The organism is Citrobacter sp. Cs237 (assembly GCF_030332325.1).
GTDB lineage: Bacteria > Pseudomonadota > Gammaproteobacteria > Enterobacterales > Enterobacteriaceae > Citrobacter_A > Citrobacter_A sedlakii.
This window is the reverse complement of sequence record NZ_JAOWIB010000109.1, coordinates 236,778-253,061: the sequence shown is the minus strand read 5'-3', so window position 1 is coordinate 253,061 and position 16,284 is coordinate 236,778. Positions and strand designations below refer to the sequence as shown.

Here is a 16,284-nt window from a genome sequence, read left to right as displayed (position 1 = left end):
AGGCAAAAGTGTGATCCAGATCTACACTTAGCGATACAGGCAGATTATTGCCTTTAATACCAGGTTTTAATTCAAGTAAGAGATAAAACAATATGAATAATATCAAAACAGCCAGTGCGGCGATCGTGCTTTCCGCACTCTCTTTCGGCGCTTTCGCTGCCGAACCTGTGACAGCAACGCACGCAGACAACACCTCGCGCGTGGGCATTACCCAGGCGTCTGACGTAGAAGCCGGCTCGAATATCGCACCGGGTTCGCAGTCTACGGGGCAAAGCATGAATGATGCGTTTAATGTGCATACGTTGGTTGCGGGTGAATGGTCTTAATATTTCATTACCGCAACGTGTGTTCTACTCGTTATTTTTCTTTATAAAAACCGGATCCTGATGTACCGGTTTTTTTATTTTCGTGATGAAACGTAAATTATTCTAAGTGTCTCGCAGCGTGGCCAGTCTGAAACAAGTCGCCCGTCACTCACCCCAAATCATTGCCGCCCAGCGCAGAAGAAGCATGGCGCCACAAATGGCAATAAGCACCACCACCATTTTCCAGTGTTTTTTTGCGAAGCGTTGCGTTGGCATCATTCATGTCCTGTCTGTCTTTGTTCGTGGTGGCAGTGTAACAAAACTTGCTGCGCTTCAGTGAATTGATTTACGTCATACCAGGCAGGGTGATTGCGACTTTGAACGGCAGGCAATGCCGTGTACACTGTCAGACGGTGTTATCAAAAAGCGGGTGTAGGCCCAGTGTCGCCATTCCGGTGACCCGTGACATATTTCGCAGAGTGAAGCGGGAATCAGCCCATTACTTTTTGGTAATTTTAAATATCGAAACTTTGTATGTGATCTTGCGTATGGGTCACCACTGCAAATAAGGACATAACATGCCTGTTATTACTCTTCCTGATGGCAGTCAACGCCATTACGACCACGCTGTAAGCCCCATGGATGTTGCCCTGGATATCGGTCCGGGTCTGGCAAAAGCTACCATCGCTGGCCGTGTTAACGGTGAACTGGTGGATGCTTCCGATCTGATCGAAAATGACGCTTCGCTGTCTATCATCACCGCGAAAGATGAAGAAGGGCTGGAGATCATTCGTCACTCCTGCGCGCACCTGCTGGGCCATGCGATCAAACAACTCTGGCCAAATACCAAAATGGCGATTGGCCCGGTTGTCGACAATGGTTTCTACTATGACGTTGATCTTGACCGCACCCTGACCCAGGAAGATGTCGACGCGCTCGAGAAGCGGATGCACGAGCTTGCGGAGAAAAACTACGACGTCATCAAGAAAAAAGTGAGCTGGCACGAAGCGCGCGAAACCTTTGTGAAACGCGGCGAGCCGTACAAAGTCTCTATTCTTGATGAGAACATTGCTCATGACGATCAGCCTGGCCTGTATCATCATGAAGAATATATTGATATGTGCCGCGGTCCGCACGTGCCGAATATGCGTTTCTGCCATCACTTTAAACTGATGAAAACCGCGGGCGCATACTGGCGTGGCGACAGCGACAACAAGATGCTGCAGCGTATTTACGGTACCGCATGGGCAGATAAAAAAGCCCTTAATGCGTACCTGCAACGTCTGGAAGAAGCGGCGAAACGCGACCATCGTAAAATCGGTAAGCAACTCGACCTCTACCATATGCAGGAAGAGGCGCCGGGCATGGTGTTCTGGCATAACGACGGCTGGACCATCTTCCGTGAACTGGAAGTTTTCGTCCGCTCCAAGCTGAAAGAGTACCAGTATCAGGAAGTGAAAGGTCCGTTTATGATGGACCGCGTGCTGTGGGAAAAAACCGGGCACTGGGAAAACTATAAAGATGCGATGTTCACGACCTCGTCTGAGAACCGTGAATACTGCATCAAGCCGATGAACTGCCCGGGTCACGTGCAGATCTTTAACCAGGGCCTGAAGTCCTACCGCGATCTGCCTCTGCGTATGGCGGAATTCGGTAGCTGCCATCGTAACGAACCGTCAGGCGCGCTGCATGGTCTGATGCGTGTGCGTGGTTTTACGCAGGATGATGCGCACATCTTCTGTACCGAAGAGCAGATCCGCGATGAAGTTAACGCCTGTATTCGTATGGTCTACGATATGTACAGCACGTTTGGCTTCGAGAAGATCGTTGTCAAACTGTCCACTCGTCCTGAAAAACGTATCGGCAGCGACGAAATGTGGGATCGTGCTGAGGCGGACCTGGCGGTGGCGCTGGAAGAAAACAACATCCCGTTTGAGTATCAACTGGGTGAAGGCGCCTTCTACGGTCCGAAAATTGAATTTACTTTGTATGACTGCCTCGATCGTGCGTGGCAGTGCGGAACTGTACAGCTGGACTTCTCACTGCCGTCCCGTCTGAGCGCGTCCTATGTCGGCGAAGACAACGAGCGTAAAGTGCCGGTGATGATTCACCGCGCCATTCTTGGGTCAATGGAACGTTTTATCGGTATCCTGACCGAAGAGTTCGCTGGCTTCTTCCCGACCTGGTTGGCGCCGGTTCAGGTCGTGGTGATGAACATCACCGATTCGCAGTCTGAATACGTTAACGAATTGACGCAGAAACTACAAAATGCGGGCATTCGTGTAAAAGCAGACTTGAGAAATGAGAAGATTGGCTTTAAAATCCGCGAGCACACTTTACGTCGTGTCCCTTATATGTTGGTCTGCGGTGACAAAGAGGTGGAAGCTGGCAAAGTGGCCGTTCGCACCCGCCGTGGTAAAGACCTGGGCAGCCTGGACGTAAATGAAGTGATCGAGAAGCTGCAACAAGAGATTCGCAGCCGCAGTCTTCAACAACTGGAGGAATAAGGTATTAAAGGCGGAAAACGAGTTCAAACGGCACGTCCGAATCGTATCAATGGCGAGATTCGCGCCCAGGAAGTTCGCTTAACAGGTCTGGAAGGTGAGCAACTGGGAATTGTGAGTCTGAGAGAAGCGATCGAAAAGGCTGAAGAGGCTGGAGTAGATTTAGTTGAAATCAGCCCTAACGCCGAACCGCCAGTTTGTCGTATCATGGACTACGGCAAGTTCCTTTATGAAAAGAGTAAGTCTTCTAAGGAACAGAAGAAGAAGCAGAAAGTTATCCAGGTGAAGGAAATTAAATTCCGCCCTGGTACTGATGAAGGTGACTATCAGGTAAAACTCCGCAGCCTGATTCGCTTTCTCGAAGATGGCGATAAGGCCAAAATCACGCTGCGTTTCCGCGGTCGTGAGATGGCCCACCAGCAAATCGGTATGGAAGTGCTTAATCGCGTGAAAGACGATTTGCAAGAACTGGCAGTGGTCGAATCCTTCCCATCGAAGATCGAAGGCCGCCAGATGATTATGGTGCTCGCTCCTAAGAAGAAACAGTAAGGCCTTCAAGTAACCATTTCTGTGAAGCCTTCGGGCTTCACAGATTTTGTTCGCCCTACGTTTCGTTTAATTAACAATGCGAAGTGGAAGTTATTAAGATGCCAAAAATTAAGACCGTACGCGGTGCTGCTAAGCGCTTCAAAAAAACCGGTAAAGGTGGCTTTAAGCACAAGCACGCTAACCTGCGTCACATTCTGACCAAAAAAGCGACCAAACGTAAACGTCACCTGCGTCCGAAAGCCATGGTTTCCAAAGGCGATCTGGGCCTGGTTATCGCGTGCCTGCCGTACGCATAAGCCGTTAACGATTTTTTTAACTTTTTTACGCCCAATCGACGCGCTTCAACGCCAGGCAATTCAGGTCCTGGGCTGACAGCGGTAAAGGGCAAATCAGAATAGATACAGGAGAGCAACATGGCTCGCGTAAAACGTGGTGTAATTGCACGTGCACGTCACAAGAAAATTTTGAAACAAGCGAAAGGCTACTACGGTGCGCGTTCTCGCGTATACCGCGTTGCCTTCCAGGCTGTTATCAAAGCAGGTCAGTACGCTTACCGTGACCGTCGTCAGCGTAAGCGTCAGTTCCGTCAACTGTGGATTGCGCGTATCAACGCAGCAGCACGTCAGAACGGTATTTCTTACAGCAAATTCATCAACGGCCTGAAAAAAGCCTCTGTTGAAATCGACCGTAAGATCCTGGCTGACATCGCCGTATTCGACAAAGTAGCGTTCAGCGCGCTGGTTGAAAAAGCGAAAGCAGCTCTGGCATAAGCCAGTGAAAAGAGGGAGCCTGGCTCCCTCTCTTTTATTTGTAACGTCGTCAATGAGTTGACAATTCATCCGTAACCCTTTTCAATAAAGGTTCTCCGGTTTTTACCCTACAAGGTAACGCAAGCATGAATGCTGCTATTTTCCGCTTCTTTTTTTACTTTAGCACCTGACTCCAGGAGGCTAGCGCGTGAAAGAAGAAACGAAAAACAGCGCATAAAGCCTCCCTGGTGGAGGCTTTTTTTATACGCTTTATCCTTCAAGTTGTCGTTGTGTTGGCTGCATTCGCTCACCCCAGGCACGTACTGATGTACGCTTCTGAGGATTCGCTCTCTTGCCGCGTGACTCGGCTTGCAGCCTCGCCCTGTGGGGGCAGCGCAAGCGCTGTTAAAACACTTACGTGTTTTGTGATACAACCTGAATGATTTTGCGTATAGACGAGCGACTTATGATTATCGCCACATAATGAGGAAAACCATGTCACATCTCGCAGAGCTGGTTGCCAGTGCGAAGGCAGCCATTAACCAGGCGTCAGATGTTGCCGCGTTAGACAATGTACGCGTCGAATATTTGGGCAAAAAAGGGCACCTGACCCTTCAAATGACGACCCTGCGTGAACTGCCTCCTGAGGAGCGTCCTGCAGCCGGTGCGGTTATTAACGAAGCGAAAGAGCAGGTGCAGCAGGCGCTGAACGCGCGCAAGGCGGATCTGGAAAATGCGGCGCTGAATGCGCGTCTGGCGGCAGAAACGATTGACGTGTCGCTGCCCGGTCGTCGTATCGAAAATGGCGGCCTGCATCCGGTAACCCGTACCATCGACCGTATCGAAAGTTTCTTTGGCGAGCTGGGTTTTACGGTGGCGACGGGGCCCGAGATTGAAGATGACTATCATAACTTTGACGCCCTGAATATTCCGGGCCACCACCCGGCGCGTGCTGACCACGATACGTTCTGGTTTGATGCCACCCGTTTACTGCGCACCCAGACCTCCGGCGTGCAGATTCGCACCATGAAAGAGCAGCAGCCGCCGATCCGTATTATCGCGCCGGGCCGTGTGTATCGTAACGACTACGATCAGACCCACACCCCGATGTTCCATCAGATGGAAGGCCTGATTGTGGATACCAACATCAGCTTTACCAACCTGAAAGGGACGCTGCACGACTTCCTGCGTAACTTCTTTGAAGAAGATCTGCAAATTCGCTTCCGCCCGTCCTATTTTCCGTTCACCGAGCCTTCCGCCGAAGTTGACGTGATGGGCAAAAACGGCAAATGGCTGGAAGTCCTGGGCTGCGGCATGGTGCATCCGAACGTGCTGCGCAATGTCGGTATCGACCCGGAAATCTATTCCGGTTTCGCGTTTGGCATGGGGATGGAACGTCTGACCATGCTGCGTTACGGTGTCACCGATTTACGCGCCTTCTTCGAAAACGATCTGCGTTTCCTCAAACAGTTTAAATAAGGGCAGGACAACATAATGAAATTCAGTGAACTGTGGTTACGCGAGTGGGTTAACCCGGCAATCGACAGCGACGCGCTGTCGAATCAAATCACCATGGCCGGCCTGGAAGTTGACGGTGTTGAAGCGGTGGCTGGCGCGTTTAACGGCGTGGTTGTTGGTGAAGTGGTTGAGTGCGGCCAGCACCCGAATGCAGACAAACTGCGCGTAACAAAAGTGAACGTGGGCGGCGATCGTCTGCTGGATATTGTTTGCGGGGCGCCAAACTGCCGTCAGGGGCTCAAAGTGGCGGTCGCGACAATTGGCGCGGTGCTGCCGGGCGACTTCAAAATTAAAGCGGCAAAACTGCGTGGCGAACCGTCCGAAGGGATGCTGTGTTCATTCTCTGAACTGGGCATTTCCGACGACCATAGCGGCATTATCGAACTGCCCGCGGATGCGCCGATCGGAACCGATATTCGCGAATACCTGAAACTCGATGATAACACCATCGAAATTAGCGTAACGCCCAACCGTGCCGACTGTTTAGGCATCATTGGCGTCGCCCGCGACGTGGCGGTACTGAATAAAGCGCCGCTGGTTGAGCCTGAAATTGCTCCGGTGGCGGCGACCGTCAGCGATGTGCTGCCGATTACCGTAGAAGCGGCCGACGCATGCCCGCGCTATCTGGGTCGAGTGGTGAAAGGCATCAACGTTAAAGCGCCTACGCCGCTGTGGATGAAGGAAAAACTGCGTCGTTGTGGTATTCGCTCCATCGACGCGGTGGTTGACGTCACTAACTATGTGCTGCTCGAACTGGGCCAGCCAATGCATGCTTTCGACAAAGATCGCATTGAAGGCGGCATTGTTGTCCGGATGGCGAAAGAAGGCGAAACCCTGGTGCTGCTGGACGGGACCGAAGCGACGCTGAGCGCGGACACGCTGGTTATTGCCGACCACCATAAAGCCTTGGCCATGGGCGGTATTTTCGGCGGCGAGCATTCCGGCGTGAACGATGAAACGCAAAATGTGCTGCTGGAATGTGCTTTCTTCAGCCCGCTGTCGATCACTGGCCGCGCGCGTCGTCATGGCCTGCACACCGATGCCTCTCATCGCTATGAGCGCGGCGTCGATCCGGCTTTGCAGTATAAAGCGATGGAGCGTGCGACCCGCCTGCTGATCGACATTTGCGGCGGTGAGGCTGGTCCGGTTATTGACGTGACGAACGATGCGACGCTGCCGAAGCGCGCCACGATCACTCTGCGCCGGAGCAAGCTGGATCGCCTGATTGGCCATCATATTGCTGACGAACAGGTCAGCGATATTCTGCGTCGTCTCGGTTGCGAAGTAACCGAAAGCGAGGGCGAGTGGCAGGCCGTTGCGCCGAGCTGGCGCTTCGACATGGAGATCGAAGAAGATCTGGTAGAAGAAGTCGCACGCGTGTACGGCTACAACAATATTCCTGACGAACCGGTTCAGGCTGGTCTGATCATGGGAACGCACCGTGAAGCGGATTTGTCGCTTAAACGCGTGAAAACGTTGCTCAACGACAAAGGCTATCAGGAAGTTATTACCTACAGCTTTGTGGATCCAAAAGTACAACAGTTGATTCACCCGGCTGAAGAAGCGTTGCTGCTGCCAAGCCCCATTTCTGTCGACATGTCCGCGATGCGTCTGTCGCTGTGGACCGGGCTGTTAGCCACGGTAGTGTATAACCAGAATCGTCAGCAGAACCGCGTGCGCATCTTTGAAAGCGGTCTGCGCTTCGTGCCGGACACCCAGGCGAACCTTGGGATTCGACAGGATCTGATGCTGGCTGGCGTTATCTGTGGCAACCGTTACGATGAACACTGGAACCTGGCAAAAGAGACCGTTGATTTCTATGATTTGAAAGGCGATCTGGAAGCCGTGCTGGATCTCACCGGTAAGCTCGGCGATGTGCAGTTCAAAGCCGAAGCGAATCCGGCGCTGCATCCGGGACAGTCTGCAGCGATTTATCTGAAAGGTGAACGCATTGGTTTCATTGGCGTTGTTCATCCGGAGCTGGAGCGTAAGCTCGATCTCAACGGGCGTACGCTGGTGTTTGAACTGGAGTGGAACAAGCTTGCAGACCGCGTGGTGCCTCAGGCGCGTGAGATTTCTCGCTTCCCGGCAAACCGCCGCGACATCGCCGTGGTGGTCGCAGAAAACGTTCCCGCTGCAGATGTTTTATCCGAATGTAAGAAAGTTGGCGTAAATCAGGTAGTTGGCGTAAACTTATTTGACGTGTACCGTGGTAAGGGTGTTGCGGAGGGGTATAAGAGCCTCGCCATTAGCCTGATCCTTCAGGATACCAGCCGTACACTCGAAGAAGAGGAGATTGCCGCTACCGTCGCCAAATGTGTAGAGGCATTAAAAGAGCGATTCCAGGCATCATTGAGGGATTGAACCTATGGCGCTTACAAAAGCTGAAATGTCAGAATATCTGTTTGATAAGCTTGGGCTTAGCAAGCGGGATGCCAAAGAACTGGTCGAACTGTTTTTCGAAGAGATCCGTCGTGCTCTGGAAAACGGTGAGCAGGTAAAACTCTCTGGTTTTGGTAATTTCGATCTGCGTGATAAGAATCAACGTCCGGGACGTAACCCGAAAACGGGTGAAGATATTCCCATTACAGCAAGGCGCGTGGTGACCTTCAGACCCGGACAGAAGTTAAAGAGCCGGGTTGAAAACGCTTCGCCCAAAGACGAGTGATCAGAACCGTCTTAAATAACAAAAAAGGCCGCAATGCGGCCTTTTTTCTTTTCTGTCCTCGCGCGGCACCGTAGAATCAATCACATCCTTTGCAGCTGAATGGAAAACATGCTGACTTTTGCCCGTCAACAACAGCGACAGAATGTACGCTGGCTCCTGAGTCTTACAGTACTGATGGTACTGGCGCTGCTTTTAAGCCTGTGTGCGGGAGAACAGTGGATTTGGCCTGCTGACTGGCTGACCCCGCGTGGTGAACTGTTTGTCTGGCAGATCCGTCTGCCGCGTACCCTGGCGGTGCTGTTGGTGGGCGCTGCGCTGGCGCTCTCCGGCGCGGTGATGCAGGCTTTATTCGAAAACCCTCTTGCGGAGCCCGGATTGCTGGGCGTGTCGAATGGCGCTGGCGTTGGACTGATTGCAGCTGTTCTGTTGGGTCAGGGAACGTTGCCGCAGTGGTCGTTAGGTCTTTGCGCCATTGCCGGGGCACTGATCATCACACTGATTCTCCTGCGCTTTGCTCGCCGCCATCTCTCCACCAGCCGCCTGCTGCTTGCCGGGGTCGCGCTGGGAATTATCTGCAGCGCCCTGATGACCTGGGCCATCTATTTTTCTACCTCTTTTGATCTTCGCCAGTTGATGTACTGGATGATGGGGGGATTTGGCGGCGTGGACTGGGGACAGTCATGGCTGATGCTGGCGCTGGTGCCGGTTCTGCTCTGGATCTGCTGTCAGTCACAGCCTATGAATATGCTGGCGCTGGGCGAAATCTCGGCCCGCCAATTGGGATTACCGCTGTGGTTTTGGCGTAATCTGCTGGTGGTGGCGACAGGCTGGATGGTTGGCGTGAGCGTCGCGCTGGCAGGGGCGATTGGTTTTATTGGCCTGGTGATCCCGCATATTTTACGGTTATGCGGATTAACCGATCATCGCGTGCTTCTGCCCGGTTGCGCGCTGGCGGGCGCCATTGCGCTATTGCTGGCCGATGTGGTTGCGCGTCTGGCGCTGGCTTCCGCCGAGCTGCCTATCGGCGTCGTCACCGCCACGCTTGGCGCGCCGGTCTTTATCTGGTTACTGTTGAAAGTTGGACGATAGACCTTGCATGACGAACTATGCTTAAAAGCTGGCATTGAAATCACTCACTTTCTGGAGACGCTATGCAAGACTCGATTCTGAATACTGAAGTCACGACGATTGATGGGGACGTTATCTCGTTGGAGAAATATGCCGGTAATGTGCTGCTGGTGGTCAACGTGGCCTCAAAATGCGGGCTGACGCCGCAGTACGAGCAACTGGAGAATATTCAGAAAGCCTGGGCTGACCGGGGGTTTCTGGTGCTGGGATTCCCGTGCAATCAGTTTCTCGGCCAGGAGCCAGGCAGCGAACAAGAGATCAAAACCTGGTGTGCCGCGACATGGGGCGTGACGTTTCCGATGTTCAGTAAAATTGAGGTTAACGGAGAAGGGCGGCATCCCCTGTATCAGAAACTGATTGCCGCTGCGCCAACCGCAGTGGCCCCGGAAAACAGCGGCTTCTATGAGCGCATGGCAAGCAAAGGACGCGCGCCGCTTTATCCGGACGATATTTTATGGAATTTCGAAAAATTTCTCGTGGGCAGGGACGGAAAGGTGGTCCAGCGTTTTTCACCTGATATGACGCCTGAAGATCCTATCGTAATGGAAAGTATCAAAATCGCACTGGCAAAATAATGTCTTCACTGATGCAGCTACAGGATGTCGCCGACACCACCCGGCTTGGCCCACTGAGTGCGGAAGTTCGCGCCGGGGAGATCCTTCACCTTGTGGGGCCAAATGGCGCCGGAAAAAGTACATTGCTGGCGCGTATGGCGGGACTTACCACCGGCTCAGGTCATATCAAATTTGGCGGCGAAGCGCTGGCGTCCTGGCCCGCGAACAGGCTGGCGCGCCATCGGGCATATCTGGCGCAGCAGCAAAATCCTCCTTTTGCAATGCCGGTATGGCATTTTCTGACGCTGCATCAGGCTGACAAATCGCATACTCATCAGCTTCAGCAGGTGGCGGCGTCGCTGGGGCTGGAAGATAAGCTCGGACGAAATGCGAATCAGCTTTCGGGCGGGGAATGGCAGCGCGTACGTCTGGCCGCGGTTATCCTGCAAATTGCCCCGGAAACCAATCCGCAGGGACAATTGCTGCTGCTGGACGAGCCCATGAACAGTCTTGACGTCGCGCAGCAGAATGCGCTGGATCGTATTCTGAGCGCCCTGTGCGCGCAGGGCATCGCCATTGTGATGAGCAGCCACGATCTCAATCATACGCTGCGTCATGCGCATCGAGCCTGGTTGCTTAAGGGAGGGAGACTGCTCGCCAGCGGACCGCGCGATGAGGTCATGACCCCGGCGAATCTGGCGCGCGCTTACGGTCTGAATTTCCGCCGTCTGGACATTGAGGGCCACCGAATGCTTATTTCCACGACCTAAACGACACGGCGTCTTGAAAAACGGGGCAAATACCCGCTAAATTGGTACAAGAATAAAAAAACAGAGGATTCGTCCTGAATGCGTTTCTGGTTTCTTCTTTTTACAGCTCTGGTTCTGGCAGGATGCAGTAGCCACCGGGCGCCGCCGCCAAACGCCCGGCTTTCAGACTCCATTACCGTGATAGCCGGGCTAAACGATCAGCTTCGGACGTGGCGCGGTACGCCGTATCGTTATGGCGGGATGAGCCGTCGCGGCGTCGATTGTTCCGGATTTGTCCTCATGACGATGCGCGATCAATTCGCGCTACAGCTGCCGCGCGATACGCGGCAACAGGCCAAAATCGGCACCAAAATTGATAAAGACGACCTGCTGCCAGGCGACCTCGTCTTTTTTAAAACCGGTTCAGGGGACAGCGGGTTGCATGTGGGTATTTACGATACCGACGGTCAGTTTATTCATGCTTCCACCAGCCGTGGCGTGATGCGATCATCGTTGGATAATGTCTACTGGCGAAAAAACTTTTGGCAAGCGCGACGAATCTGACGCCGTTAATGCCTGGCTGTCATTAACGGTATACTCTCCGGTTATTACAGAAAAAAGAATAAAACTGAATTAGCGTATATAATATCGCTAGCCGAATACAAAGGAACCGGATTCCGGGTAAAAAGGACATGATGAACGTTTCCCCGTTAGCAGCAGAAAAGACGTGCGTTCACGTCCTTTGTAGCAGGTTGCCGTATCACTCCCTGACTGAGGGGCGGACCTGATGGACGTCACGCTGGATAATATTTATCATTCTGAACTTTATTTTCTCCCCGCCCGAAATGTACAACGAAAACTTATCGGTCTGGAAGTGACCGCGAACTTTGTCAGCGATGACGGCAAGGTGCGCTTTCCGACAGAACTGGTATTACCGCGACTTTCGCCTGACGAACAGTGCCAGTTATTTGCAGAAAAACTGGCGCTACTGGAAACCTGCCAACACTTTTTTATTCAGCATAAACTGATCGCATGGATTAATATCACCCCGGCAATCGTACCGTTATTATTAATCAATACGTCACGGTTGCAGGCCATCAAACGTTTTTCATTTATTGAACTCACCCTTAATGAAAGTTTTCCCGCACTCGCGGCAGGGAAAGCGGATCCGGCGCTTGCCGCCCTGGCCGAACGTTTCCCCGTGGTACTTGCCAACTTTGGCGCCGGGGAGAGTTCGACGAAAGCCATATTTGAGGGATTATTTAAACGTGTCGCCCTCGACCGTGGTTTTGTGCAGCGACGCGCAATGAGCCTTTCATTCGACCCCTTTATGCGGGCAATCGTGACGCAAATTTCGCCTTATTGCGACTCTTTGTTGATAGCCGGGATCGATAGCGAGGAACTGCTGACACGCATCACGCCTTTTGGTTTCGGTGGGATGCAGGGCGCGCTGTGGCCTGCCGTCACGGCGGATCAGGTGACCCGCTTAATTCAGGGATAACCCCTCGGTTTGCTGGTGTTTAGGATGGCGTTAACCGACTACACTACAGACAGGAGGCCCTATGACCCTGTCTTTTACAGCCCGCTGGCATGATGAATTGCCGGCAACGTATACCGCACTTTCTCCGACGCCGCTGACCCATTCCCGGCTGATATGGCATAACGACGCCCTGGCCCAACAGCTGAATATTCCTGCTGCGCTGTTCAGTACCGACCGTCCCGCAGGCGTGTGGGGGGGCGAGACGTTGCTGCCCGGTATGTCGCCGCTGGCGCAAGTGTACAGTGGCCATCAGTTCGGCGTATGGGCCGGGCAGCTCGGCGACGGGCGTGGCATTTTGCTTGGCGAACAGTTACTCGCCGATGGCAGCACCGTGGACTGGCATCTTAAGGGAGCGGGCCTGACGCCGTATTCACGTATGGGCGATGGGCGAGCAGTGCTGCGCTCAACCATTCGTGAAAGCCTCGCCAGCGAAGCGATGCACTATTTGGGCATTCCAACTACCCGGGCGCTCACCATCGTCACCAGCGACACACCGGTTTATCGCGAGACGGTGGAAGCTGGCGCAATGCTGGTACGTGTGGCGCAAAGTCATATGCGCTTCGGCCATTTTGAACATTTTTATTATCGCCGTGAGCCAGAAAAGGTTCAGCAACTTGCCGACTTCGCCATTCGCCATTATTGGCCGCATCTGCGTGACGAGAACGACAAATATGTCCTCTGGTTCCGGGATGTGGTGAGCCGTACCGCGACGCTTATCGCTGACTGGCAAACAGTAGGCTTTGCGCATGGTGTGATGAATACCGATAACATGTCGATTCTGGGACTGACGATGGATTATGGTCCGTTCGGTTTTCTGGATGATTACGACCCGGGGTTTATCTGTAACCATTCCGATCACCAGGGGCGTTACCGCTTTGACAATCAGCCTGCGGTGGGTCTGTGGAACCTCCAGCGCCTCGCCCAGAGCCTGTCGCCGTTTATTCGCGTTGATGCGCTGAATGAGGCGCTGGATACCTATCAGCAGGCATTGTTAACGCGCTATGGTCAGCGGATGCGTCAGAAGCTCGGCTTTTTGAGTGAACAGAAAGAAGATAACGAGCTGTTGAATGCGTTGTTTGGACTGATGGCGCGTGAAAAAAGCGATTACAGCCGAACGTTCCGTATGTTAAGCGTCACCGAACAGCGGAGTGCCGTTTCACCGCTGCGCGATGAGTTTATCGATCGTGATGCGTTCGACGCCTGGTACACGCGTTACCGAACACGTCTGCAACTAGACGGCGTAGATGATGCCACCCGCCAGGCGTCGATGCAGAGCGTGAATCCCGCTGTCGTGTTGCGTAACTGGCTCGCGCAGCGGGCCATCGACGCGGCAGAAAAGGGGGAGATGGACGAACTGCATCGTTTACATCACGTACTGCGCCATCCTTTCAACGACCGTAACGACGACTATACCCACCGCCCGCCAGACTGGGGACGGCGACTGGAGATCAGTTGTTCCAGCTAACGGCTAAATCGCCCGTATACGCAAAACGTGTCGGGCGTTTGCCATTACTTGGTCAGTAATAATTTCCCCGCCTGCGTTTTGCGCAGCAAGTACTCTTGTCCATTATGATCAATGATAACTTTACCGTCTTCTCCCAGCAGGTTCTGGCTACTGATTTTGCGAAGCGGCGTGTGAGAAGGGGCGATGCTTTCTCTTTCCTTGGGGTGAGAAGAGTCAAAGGTATCCATAGATGACATTGCGCGTGAATTAATAATAATTAATGTAACAATGATTATTATTATCAATAATATACCCGACGACGACAAGTGATAAATCAGGGGAGGAGCGAAAAAATGCGAGCAAGCGCCCATTCCGGGGGGAATGGGCAAGGGGAGGTCAGAAGCGGGTGTCTACCGCCGAGGCGAGTTTATCGAGCAGCCGTTCGGTATCTTCCCAGTTCAGGCAGGGATCGGTAATTGACTGACCGTAAACCAGCGGTTGTCCGCTGACGATTTTTTGCGTGCCTTCACGCAAGAAACTTTCCGCCATAATCCCGGCGATGGCCGTAGAGCCATTACGGATCTGTTGGCAAACATCATCGCAAACGTCCAATTGACGACGATGCTGTTTCTGACAGTTACCGTGGCTGAAATCGACGACCAGATGTTCGGGCAGGTCGAATTCATGTAGCGTATCGCAGGCGGCGGCGATATCGTCCGCGTGATAGTTCGGCTTCTTCCCGCCACGCATGATGATATGGCCGTACGGGTTGCCGCTGGTCTGATAAATGGTCATCTGACCGGTTTTATCCGGTGACAGGAACATATGGCTGGCGCGGGAGGCGCGAATAGCGTCCACCGCGATCCGCGTATTGCCGTCAGTGCCATTTTTAAAGCCCACCGGGCAGGAGAGCGCCGAGGCCATCTCGCGGTGGATTTGGCTTTCTGTGGTTCGCGCGCCGATCGCTCCCCAGCTAATCAGGTCGGCAATAAATTGTCCGGTCACCATATCCAGAAATTCCGTGGCGGTGGGGACGCCCAGCTCATTCACCTGGAGCAGCAGCTTGCGCGCCAGCTCAAGGCCGTGATTCACACGGTAGCTACCGTTGAGGTCGGGATCGGAAATCAGGCCCTTCCAGCCCACGACGGTGCGTGGTTTTTCAAAATAGGTGCGCATGACGATTTCCAGACGCGCCTGATGCTTGTCACGCAACGTCTGCAGGCGGGTGGCATATTCCATGGCGGCGTCAAGATCGTGGATCGAGCAGGGACCGACAATGGCCAGCAGGCGGCGATCTTCGCCATTCAAAATTTTTTCAATCCGGCGGCGGGCGTCGGTAACGTGACGGGCGACGGCGGCGGAAACGGGATGCCGGTGCGCAAGTTCAGCGGGCGTTACCAGACTGTCTATCCGCGCGGTACGCAGTTCATCGGTTCTGTTCATGACTTTTCTCAGAAATGGAGTGCTTCTACGGCAGGGGCCGGGAAGTGATGGGCACAACCTTAAACCAATCTCTGCCGAATTCAAGTGCGAGGTGTGTCACACCTCGCAAGCAGAACGGCATCATAGCAAAAAAACAAAACCAGTGAACTAGTTTATTAGTACATACGGCGATTCAGCCCCATAATATCAAGGATCTTGGTGGCAATTTCTTCTACCGAGTAGTTGGTACTGTTCAGGCAGGGGATGTGGTTCTTACGGTAAAGGGCTTCCACTTCGGCAACCTCCATGCGGCACTGGCGCAGTGAGGCATAGCGGCTGTTCTCACGGCGCTCTTCGCGAATCGCCGCCAGACGCTCAGGCTCAATCGTCAGGCCGAACAGCTTATGCTGAAGGGGTTTCAGCGATGCGGGCAGTACCAGATTATCCATATCGTCAGCAATAAAGGGGTAGTTTGCCGCGCGGATACCAAACTGCATCGCCAGATAAAGACTCGTCGGCGTTTTACCGCAGCGGGAGACGCCGAGCAGAATCACCTGTGCCTGATCGAGGTTGCGCAACGAAATACCGTCATCGTGGGCGAGGGTGTAATCAATCGCTGCGATGCGCGCGTCGTACTTGTTCAGGTTGCCAGGATTCAGCCCATGAGTACGATGGGCAATCGGCGTGGGATCGAGCTTCATCTCCTGCTGTAGCGGCGCAACCAGCGCCTGCACAATGTCCTGGCAAAAGCCTTCACTTTGCAGAATGATGGCGCGAATTTCGGGTAAGACGATGGAATAAAACACCAGTGGCCGCACGCCCGTTTGCTGGAAAATCGCGTCGATTTGATCTTTCACCGCGCGAGCGCGGCTTTCATTTTCAACAAACGGCAGCGTAATGCTGCTAATCGTGACCGGGAATTGTGACATCACCGCATGGCCTAACACTTCGGCGGTGATCGCCGTTCCATCGGATATATAAAAGACATGACGATCTACAGCATTATCCATTTTGTCCTTCCTGAATAGCAGCGATAATTCTCTGAAAGCATAAATTAAAATTATCCTAAAGCGTAGGAAATTGCGCCCGAATTATAAAATGAAATGCTATTTTTATATTTTATGAAAAGCGCATTTCATTTTATGGAACGGATG

At 53.2% G+C, this 16,284-nt stretch carries 19 protein-coding genes and 1 other annotated feature; of the genes, 15 read left to right on the top strand and 4 right to left on the bottom strand.

Annotated elements, in window-relative coordinates; genetic code table 11:
• Window positions 1-92: 92 nt before the first annotated feature.
• On the top strand, window positions 93-326 hold the full coding sequence (locus tag OGY07_RS21330) for a YdgH/BhsA/McbA family protein (RefSeq protein WP_042287459.1): 234 nt from the start codon (window positions 93-95) through the stop codon (window positions 324-326).
• A 144-nt stretch (window positions 327-470) separates the two neighbouring features.
• Here the strand turns inward: OGY07_RS21330 and yniD are convergent, their stop codons facing one another.
• Window positions 471-581, bottom strand: coding sequence for a small membrane protein YniD (gene yniD / locus OGY07_RS21325; protein WP_120714873.1), 111 nt, complete (start codon window positions 579-581; stop codon window positions 471-473).
• Window positions 582-883: 302 nt separating this feature from the next.
• On the opposite strand from yniD, the gene thrS reads away from it, so the two are divergent.
• The 14 genes from thrS to selO all read left to right on the top strand — a co-directional run bounded on the left by thrS (window position 884) and on the right by selO (window position 13,729).
• Complete coding sequence (gene thrS, locus OGY07_RS21320) at window positions 884-2,812, top strand: threonine--tRNA ligase (protein WP_042287456.1); 1,929 nt, start codon at window positions 884-886, stop codon at window positions 2,810-2,812.
• A gap of 3 nt (window positions 2,813-2,815) precedes the next feature.
• Window positions 2,816-3,358, top strand: a complete 543-nt coding sequence (gene infC, locus OGY07_RS21315) for a translation initiation factor IF-3 (RefSeq protein WP_042287453.1) — start codon at window positions 2,816-2,818, stop codon at window positions 3,356-3,358.
• A 98-nt stretch (window positions 3,359-3,456) separates the two neighbouring features.
• Complete coding sequence (gene rpmI, locus OGY07_RS21310) at window positions 3,457-3,654, top strand: 50S ribosomal protein L35 (protein WP_001124225.1); 198 nt, start codon at window positions 3,457-3,459, stop codon at window positions 3,652-3,654.
• Between the two features lie 117 nt (window positions 3,655-3,771).
• The gene (gene rplT, locus OGY07_RS21305; protein WP_000124849.1) at window positions 3,772-4,128 is read left to right on the top strand and encodes a 50S ribosomal protein L20; all 357 of its coding nucleotides are present in this window, start codon (window positions 3,772-3,774) and stop codon (window positions 4,126-4,128) included.
• A gap of 120 nt (window positions 4,129-4,248) precedes the next feature.
• Window positions 4,249-4,372: a sequence feature (Phe leader region), on the top strand.
• Entirely contained in the window at window positions 4,254-4,298 is a 45-nt protein-coding gene (gene pheM / locus OGY07_RS21300) for a pheST operon leader peptide PheM (protein WP_001386830.1), read from the top strand. (Overlaps the previous feature by 45 nt.)
• Before the next feature lie 230 nt (window positions 4,373-4,602).
• Window positions 4,603-5,586, top strand: a complete 984-nt coding sequence (gene pheS / locus OGY07_RS21295) for a phenylalanine--tRNA ligase subunit alpha (RefSeq protein WP_181821420.1) — start codon at window positions 4,603-4,605, stop codon at window positions 5,584-5,586.
• A gap of 15 nt (window positions 5,587-5,601) precedes the next feature.
• On the top strand, window positions 5,602-7,989 hold the full coding sequence (gene pheT, locus OGY07_RS21290) for a phenylalanine--tRNA ligase subunit beta (protein ID WP_286603009.1): 2,388 nt from the start codon (window positions 5,602-5,604) through the stop codon (window positions 7,987-7,989).
• Between the two features lie 4 nt (window positions 7,990-7,993).
• Complete coding sequence (gene ihfA / locus OGY07_RS21285) at window positions 7,994-8,293, top strand: integration host factor subunit alpha (RefSeq protein WP_001229265.1); 300 nt, start codon at window positions 7,994-7,996, stop codon at window positions 8,291-8,293.
• Window positions 8,294-8,401: 108 nt separating this feature from the next.
• Window positions 8,402-9,382, top strand: a complete 981-nt coding sequence (btuC, locus tag OGY07_RS21280) for a vitamin B12 ABC transporter permease BtuC (RefSeq protein ID WP_286603004.1) — start codon at window positions 8,402-8,404, stop codon at window positions 9,380-9,382.
• A gap of 62 nt (window positions 9,383-9,444) precedes the next feature.
• The gene (locus OGY07_RS21275) at window positions 9,445-9,996 is read left to right on the top strand and encodes a glutathione peroxidase (RefSeq protein WP_042287441.1); all 552 of its coding nucleotides are present in this window, start codon (window positions 9,445-9,447) and stop codon (window positions 9,994-9,996) included.
• Entirely contained in the window at window positions 9,996-10,745 is a 750-nt protein-coding gene (gene btuD, locus OGY07_RS21270; protein ID WP_200033095.1) for a vitamin B12 ABC transporter ATP-binding protein BtuD, read from the top strand. Before OGY07_RS21275 ends, btuD begins: the two co-directional genes overlap by 1 nt.
• A 78-nt stretch (window positions 10,746-10,823) precedes the next feature.
• A complete protein-coding gene (locus tag OGY07_RS21265) occupies window positions 10,824-11,288 on the top strand; it encodes a C40 family peptidase (RefSeq protein WP_042287438.1) in 465 nt (154 codons plus the stop codon).
• 223 nt (window positions 11,289-11,511) lie between these two features.
• The gene (locus OGY07_RS21260; protein WP_286602999.1) at window positions 11,512-12,225 is read left to right on the top strand and encodes an EAL domain-containing protein; all 714 of its coding nucleotides are present in this window, start codon (window positions 11,512-11,514) and stop codon (window positions 12,223-12,225) included.
• A gap of 61 nt (window positions 12,226-12,286) precedes the next feature.
• Entirely contained in the window at window positions 12,287-13,729 is a 1,443-nt protein-coding gene (gene selO, locus OGY07_RS21255; protein WP_286602997.1) for a protein adenylyltransferase SelO, read from the top strand.
• 44 nt (window positions 13,730-13,773) lie between these two features.
• Here selO and hemP read toward each other — a convergent pair whose 3' ends face one another.
• From hemP to ppsR, 3 genes are all read right to left on the bottom strand, one after another.
• A complete protein-coding gene (hemP, locus tag OGY07_RS21250) occupies window positions 13,774-13,965 on the bottom strand; it encodes a hemin uptake protein HemP (protein ID WP_199957342.1) in 192 nt (63 codons plus the stop codon).
• Between the two features lie 139 nt (window positions 13,966-14,104).
• Entirely contained in the window at window positions 14,105-15,151 is a 1,047-nt protein-coding gene (gene aroH / locus OGY07_RS21245) for a 3-deoxy-7-phosphoheptulonate synthase AroH (protein WP_205611951.1), read from the bottom strand.
• A 155-nt stretch (window positions 15,152-15,306) separates the two neighbouring features.
• Window positions 15,307-16,140 (bottom strand): posphoenolpyruvate synthetase regulatory kinase/phosphorylase PpsR, encoded by an 834-nt coding sequence (gene ppsR / locus OGY07_RS21240; RefSeq protein ID WP_060569670.1) that lies wholly within the window; start codon window positions 16,138-16,140, stop codon window positions 15,307-15,309.
• Window positions 16,141-16,284 lie beyond the last annotated feature (144 nt).

What these genes read in the sequence shown, in the direction of transcription:
- OGY07_RS21330 (WP_042287459.1), top strand. Translation starts at nt 93, where the DNA reads ATGAATAATATCAAAACAGCCAGTGCGGCGATCGTGCTTTCCGCACTC.
- yniD (WP_120714873.1), bottom strand. Translation starts at nt 581, where the DNA reads ATGCCAACGCAACGCTTCGCAAAAAAACACTGGAAAATGGTGGTGGTG.
- thrS (WP_042287456.1), top strand. Translation starts at nt 884, where the DNA reads ATGCCTGTTATTACTCTTCCTGATGGCAGTCAACGCCATTACGACCAC.
- rpmI (WP_001124225.1), top strand. Translation starts at nt 3,457, where the DNA reads ATGCCAAAAATTAAGACCGTACGCGGTGCTGCTAAGCGCTTCAAAAAA.
- rplT (WP_000124849.1), top strand. Translation starts at nt 3,772, where the DNA reads ATGGCTCGCGTAAAACGTGGTGTAATTGCACGTGCACGTCACAAGAAA.
- pheS (WP_181821420.1), top strand. Translation starts at nt 4,603, where the DNA reads ATGTCACATCTCGCAGAGCTGGTTGCCAGTGCGAAGGCAGCCATTAAC.
- pheT (WP_286603009.1), top strand. Translation starts at nt 5,602, where the DNA reads ATGAAATTCAGTGAACTGTGGTTACGCGAGTGGGTTAACCCGGCAATC.
- ihfA (WP_001229265.1), top strand. Translation starts at nt 7,994, where the DNA reads ATGGCGCTTACAAAAGCTGAAATGTCAGAATATCTGTTTGATAAGCTT.
- btuC (WP_286603004.1), top strand. Translation starts at nt 8,402, where the DNA reads ATGCTGACTTTTGCCCGTCAACAACAGCGACAGAATGTACGCTGGCTC.
- OGY07_RS21275 (WP_042287441.1), top strand. Translation starts at nt 9,445, where the DNA reads ATGCAAGACTCGATTCTGAATACTGAAGTCACGACGATTGATGGGGAC.
- btuD (WP_200033095.1), top strand. Translation starts at nt 9,996, where the DNA reads ATGTCTTCACTGATGCAGCTACAGGATGTCGCCGACACCACCCGGCTT.
- OGY07_RS21265 (WP_042287438.1), top strand. Translation starts at nt 10,824, where the DNA reads ATGCGTTTCTGGTTTCTTCTTTTTACAGCTCTGGTTCTGGCAGGATGC.
- OGY07_RS21260 (WP_286602999.1), top strand. Translation starts at nt 11,512, where the DNA reads ATGGACGTCACGCTGGATAATATTTATCATTCTGAACTTTATTTTCTC.
- selO (WP_286602997.1), top strand. Translation starts at nt 12,287, where the DNA reads ATGACCCTGTCTTTTACAGCCCGCTGGCATGATGAATTGCCGGCAACG.
- hemP (WP_199957342.1), bottom strand. Translation starts at nt 13,965, where the DNA reads ATGTCATCTATGGATACCTTTGACTCTTCTCACCCCAAGGAAAGAGAA.
- aroH (WP_205611951.1), bottom strand. Translation starts at nt 15,151, where the DNA reads ATGAACAGAACCGATGAACTGCGTACCGCGCGGATAGACAGTCTGGTA.
- ppsR (WP_060569670.1), bottom strand. Translation starts at nt 16,140, where the DNA reads ATGGATAATGCTGTAGATCGTCATGTCTTTTATATATCCGATGGAACG.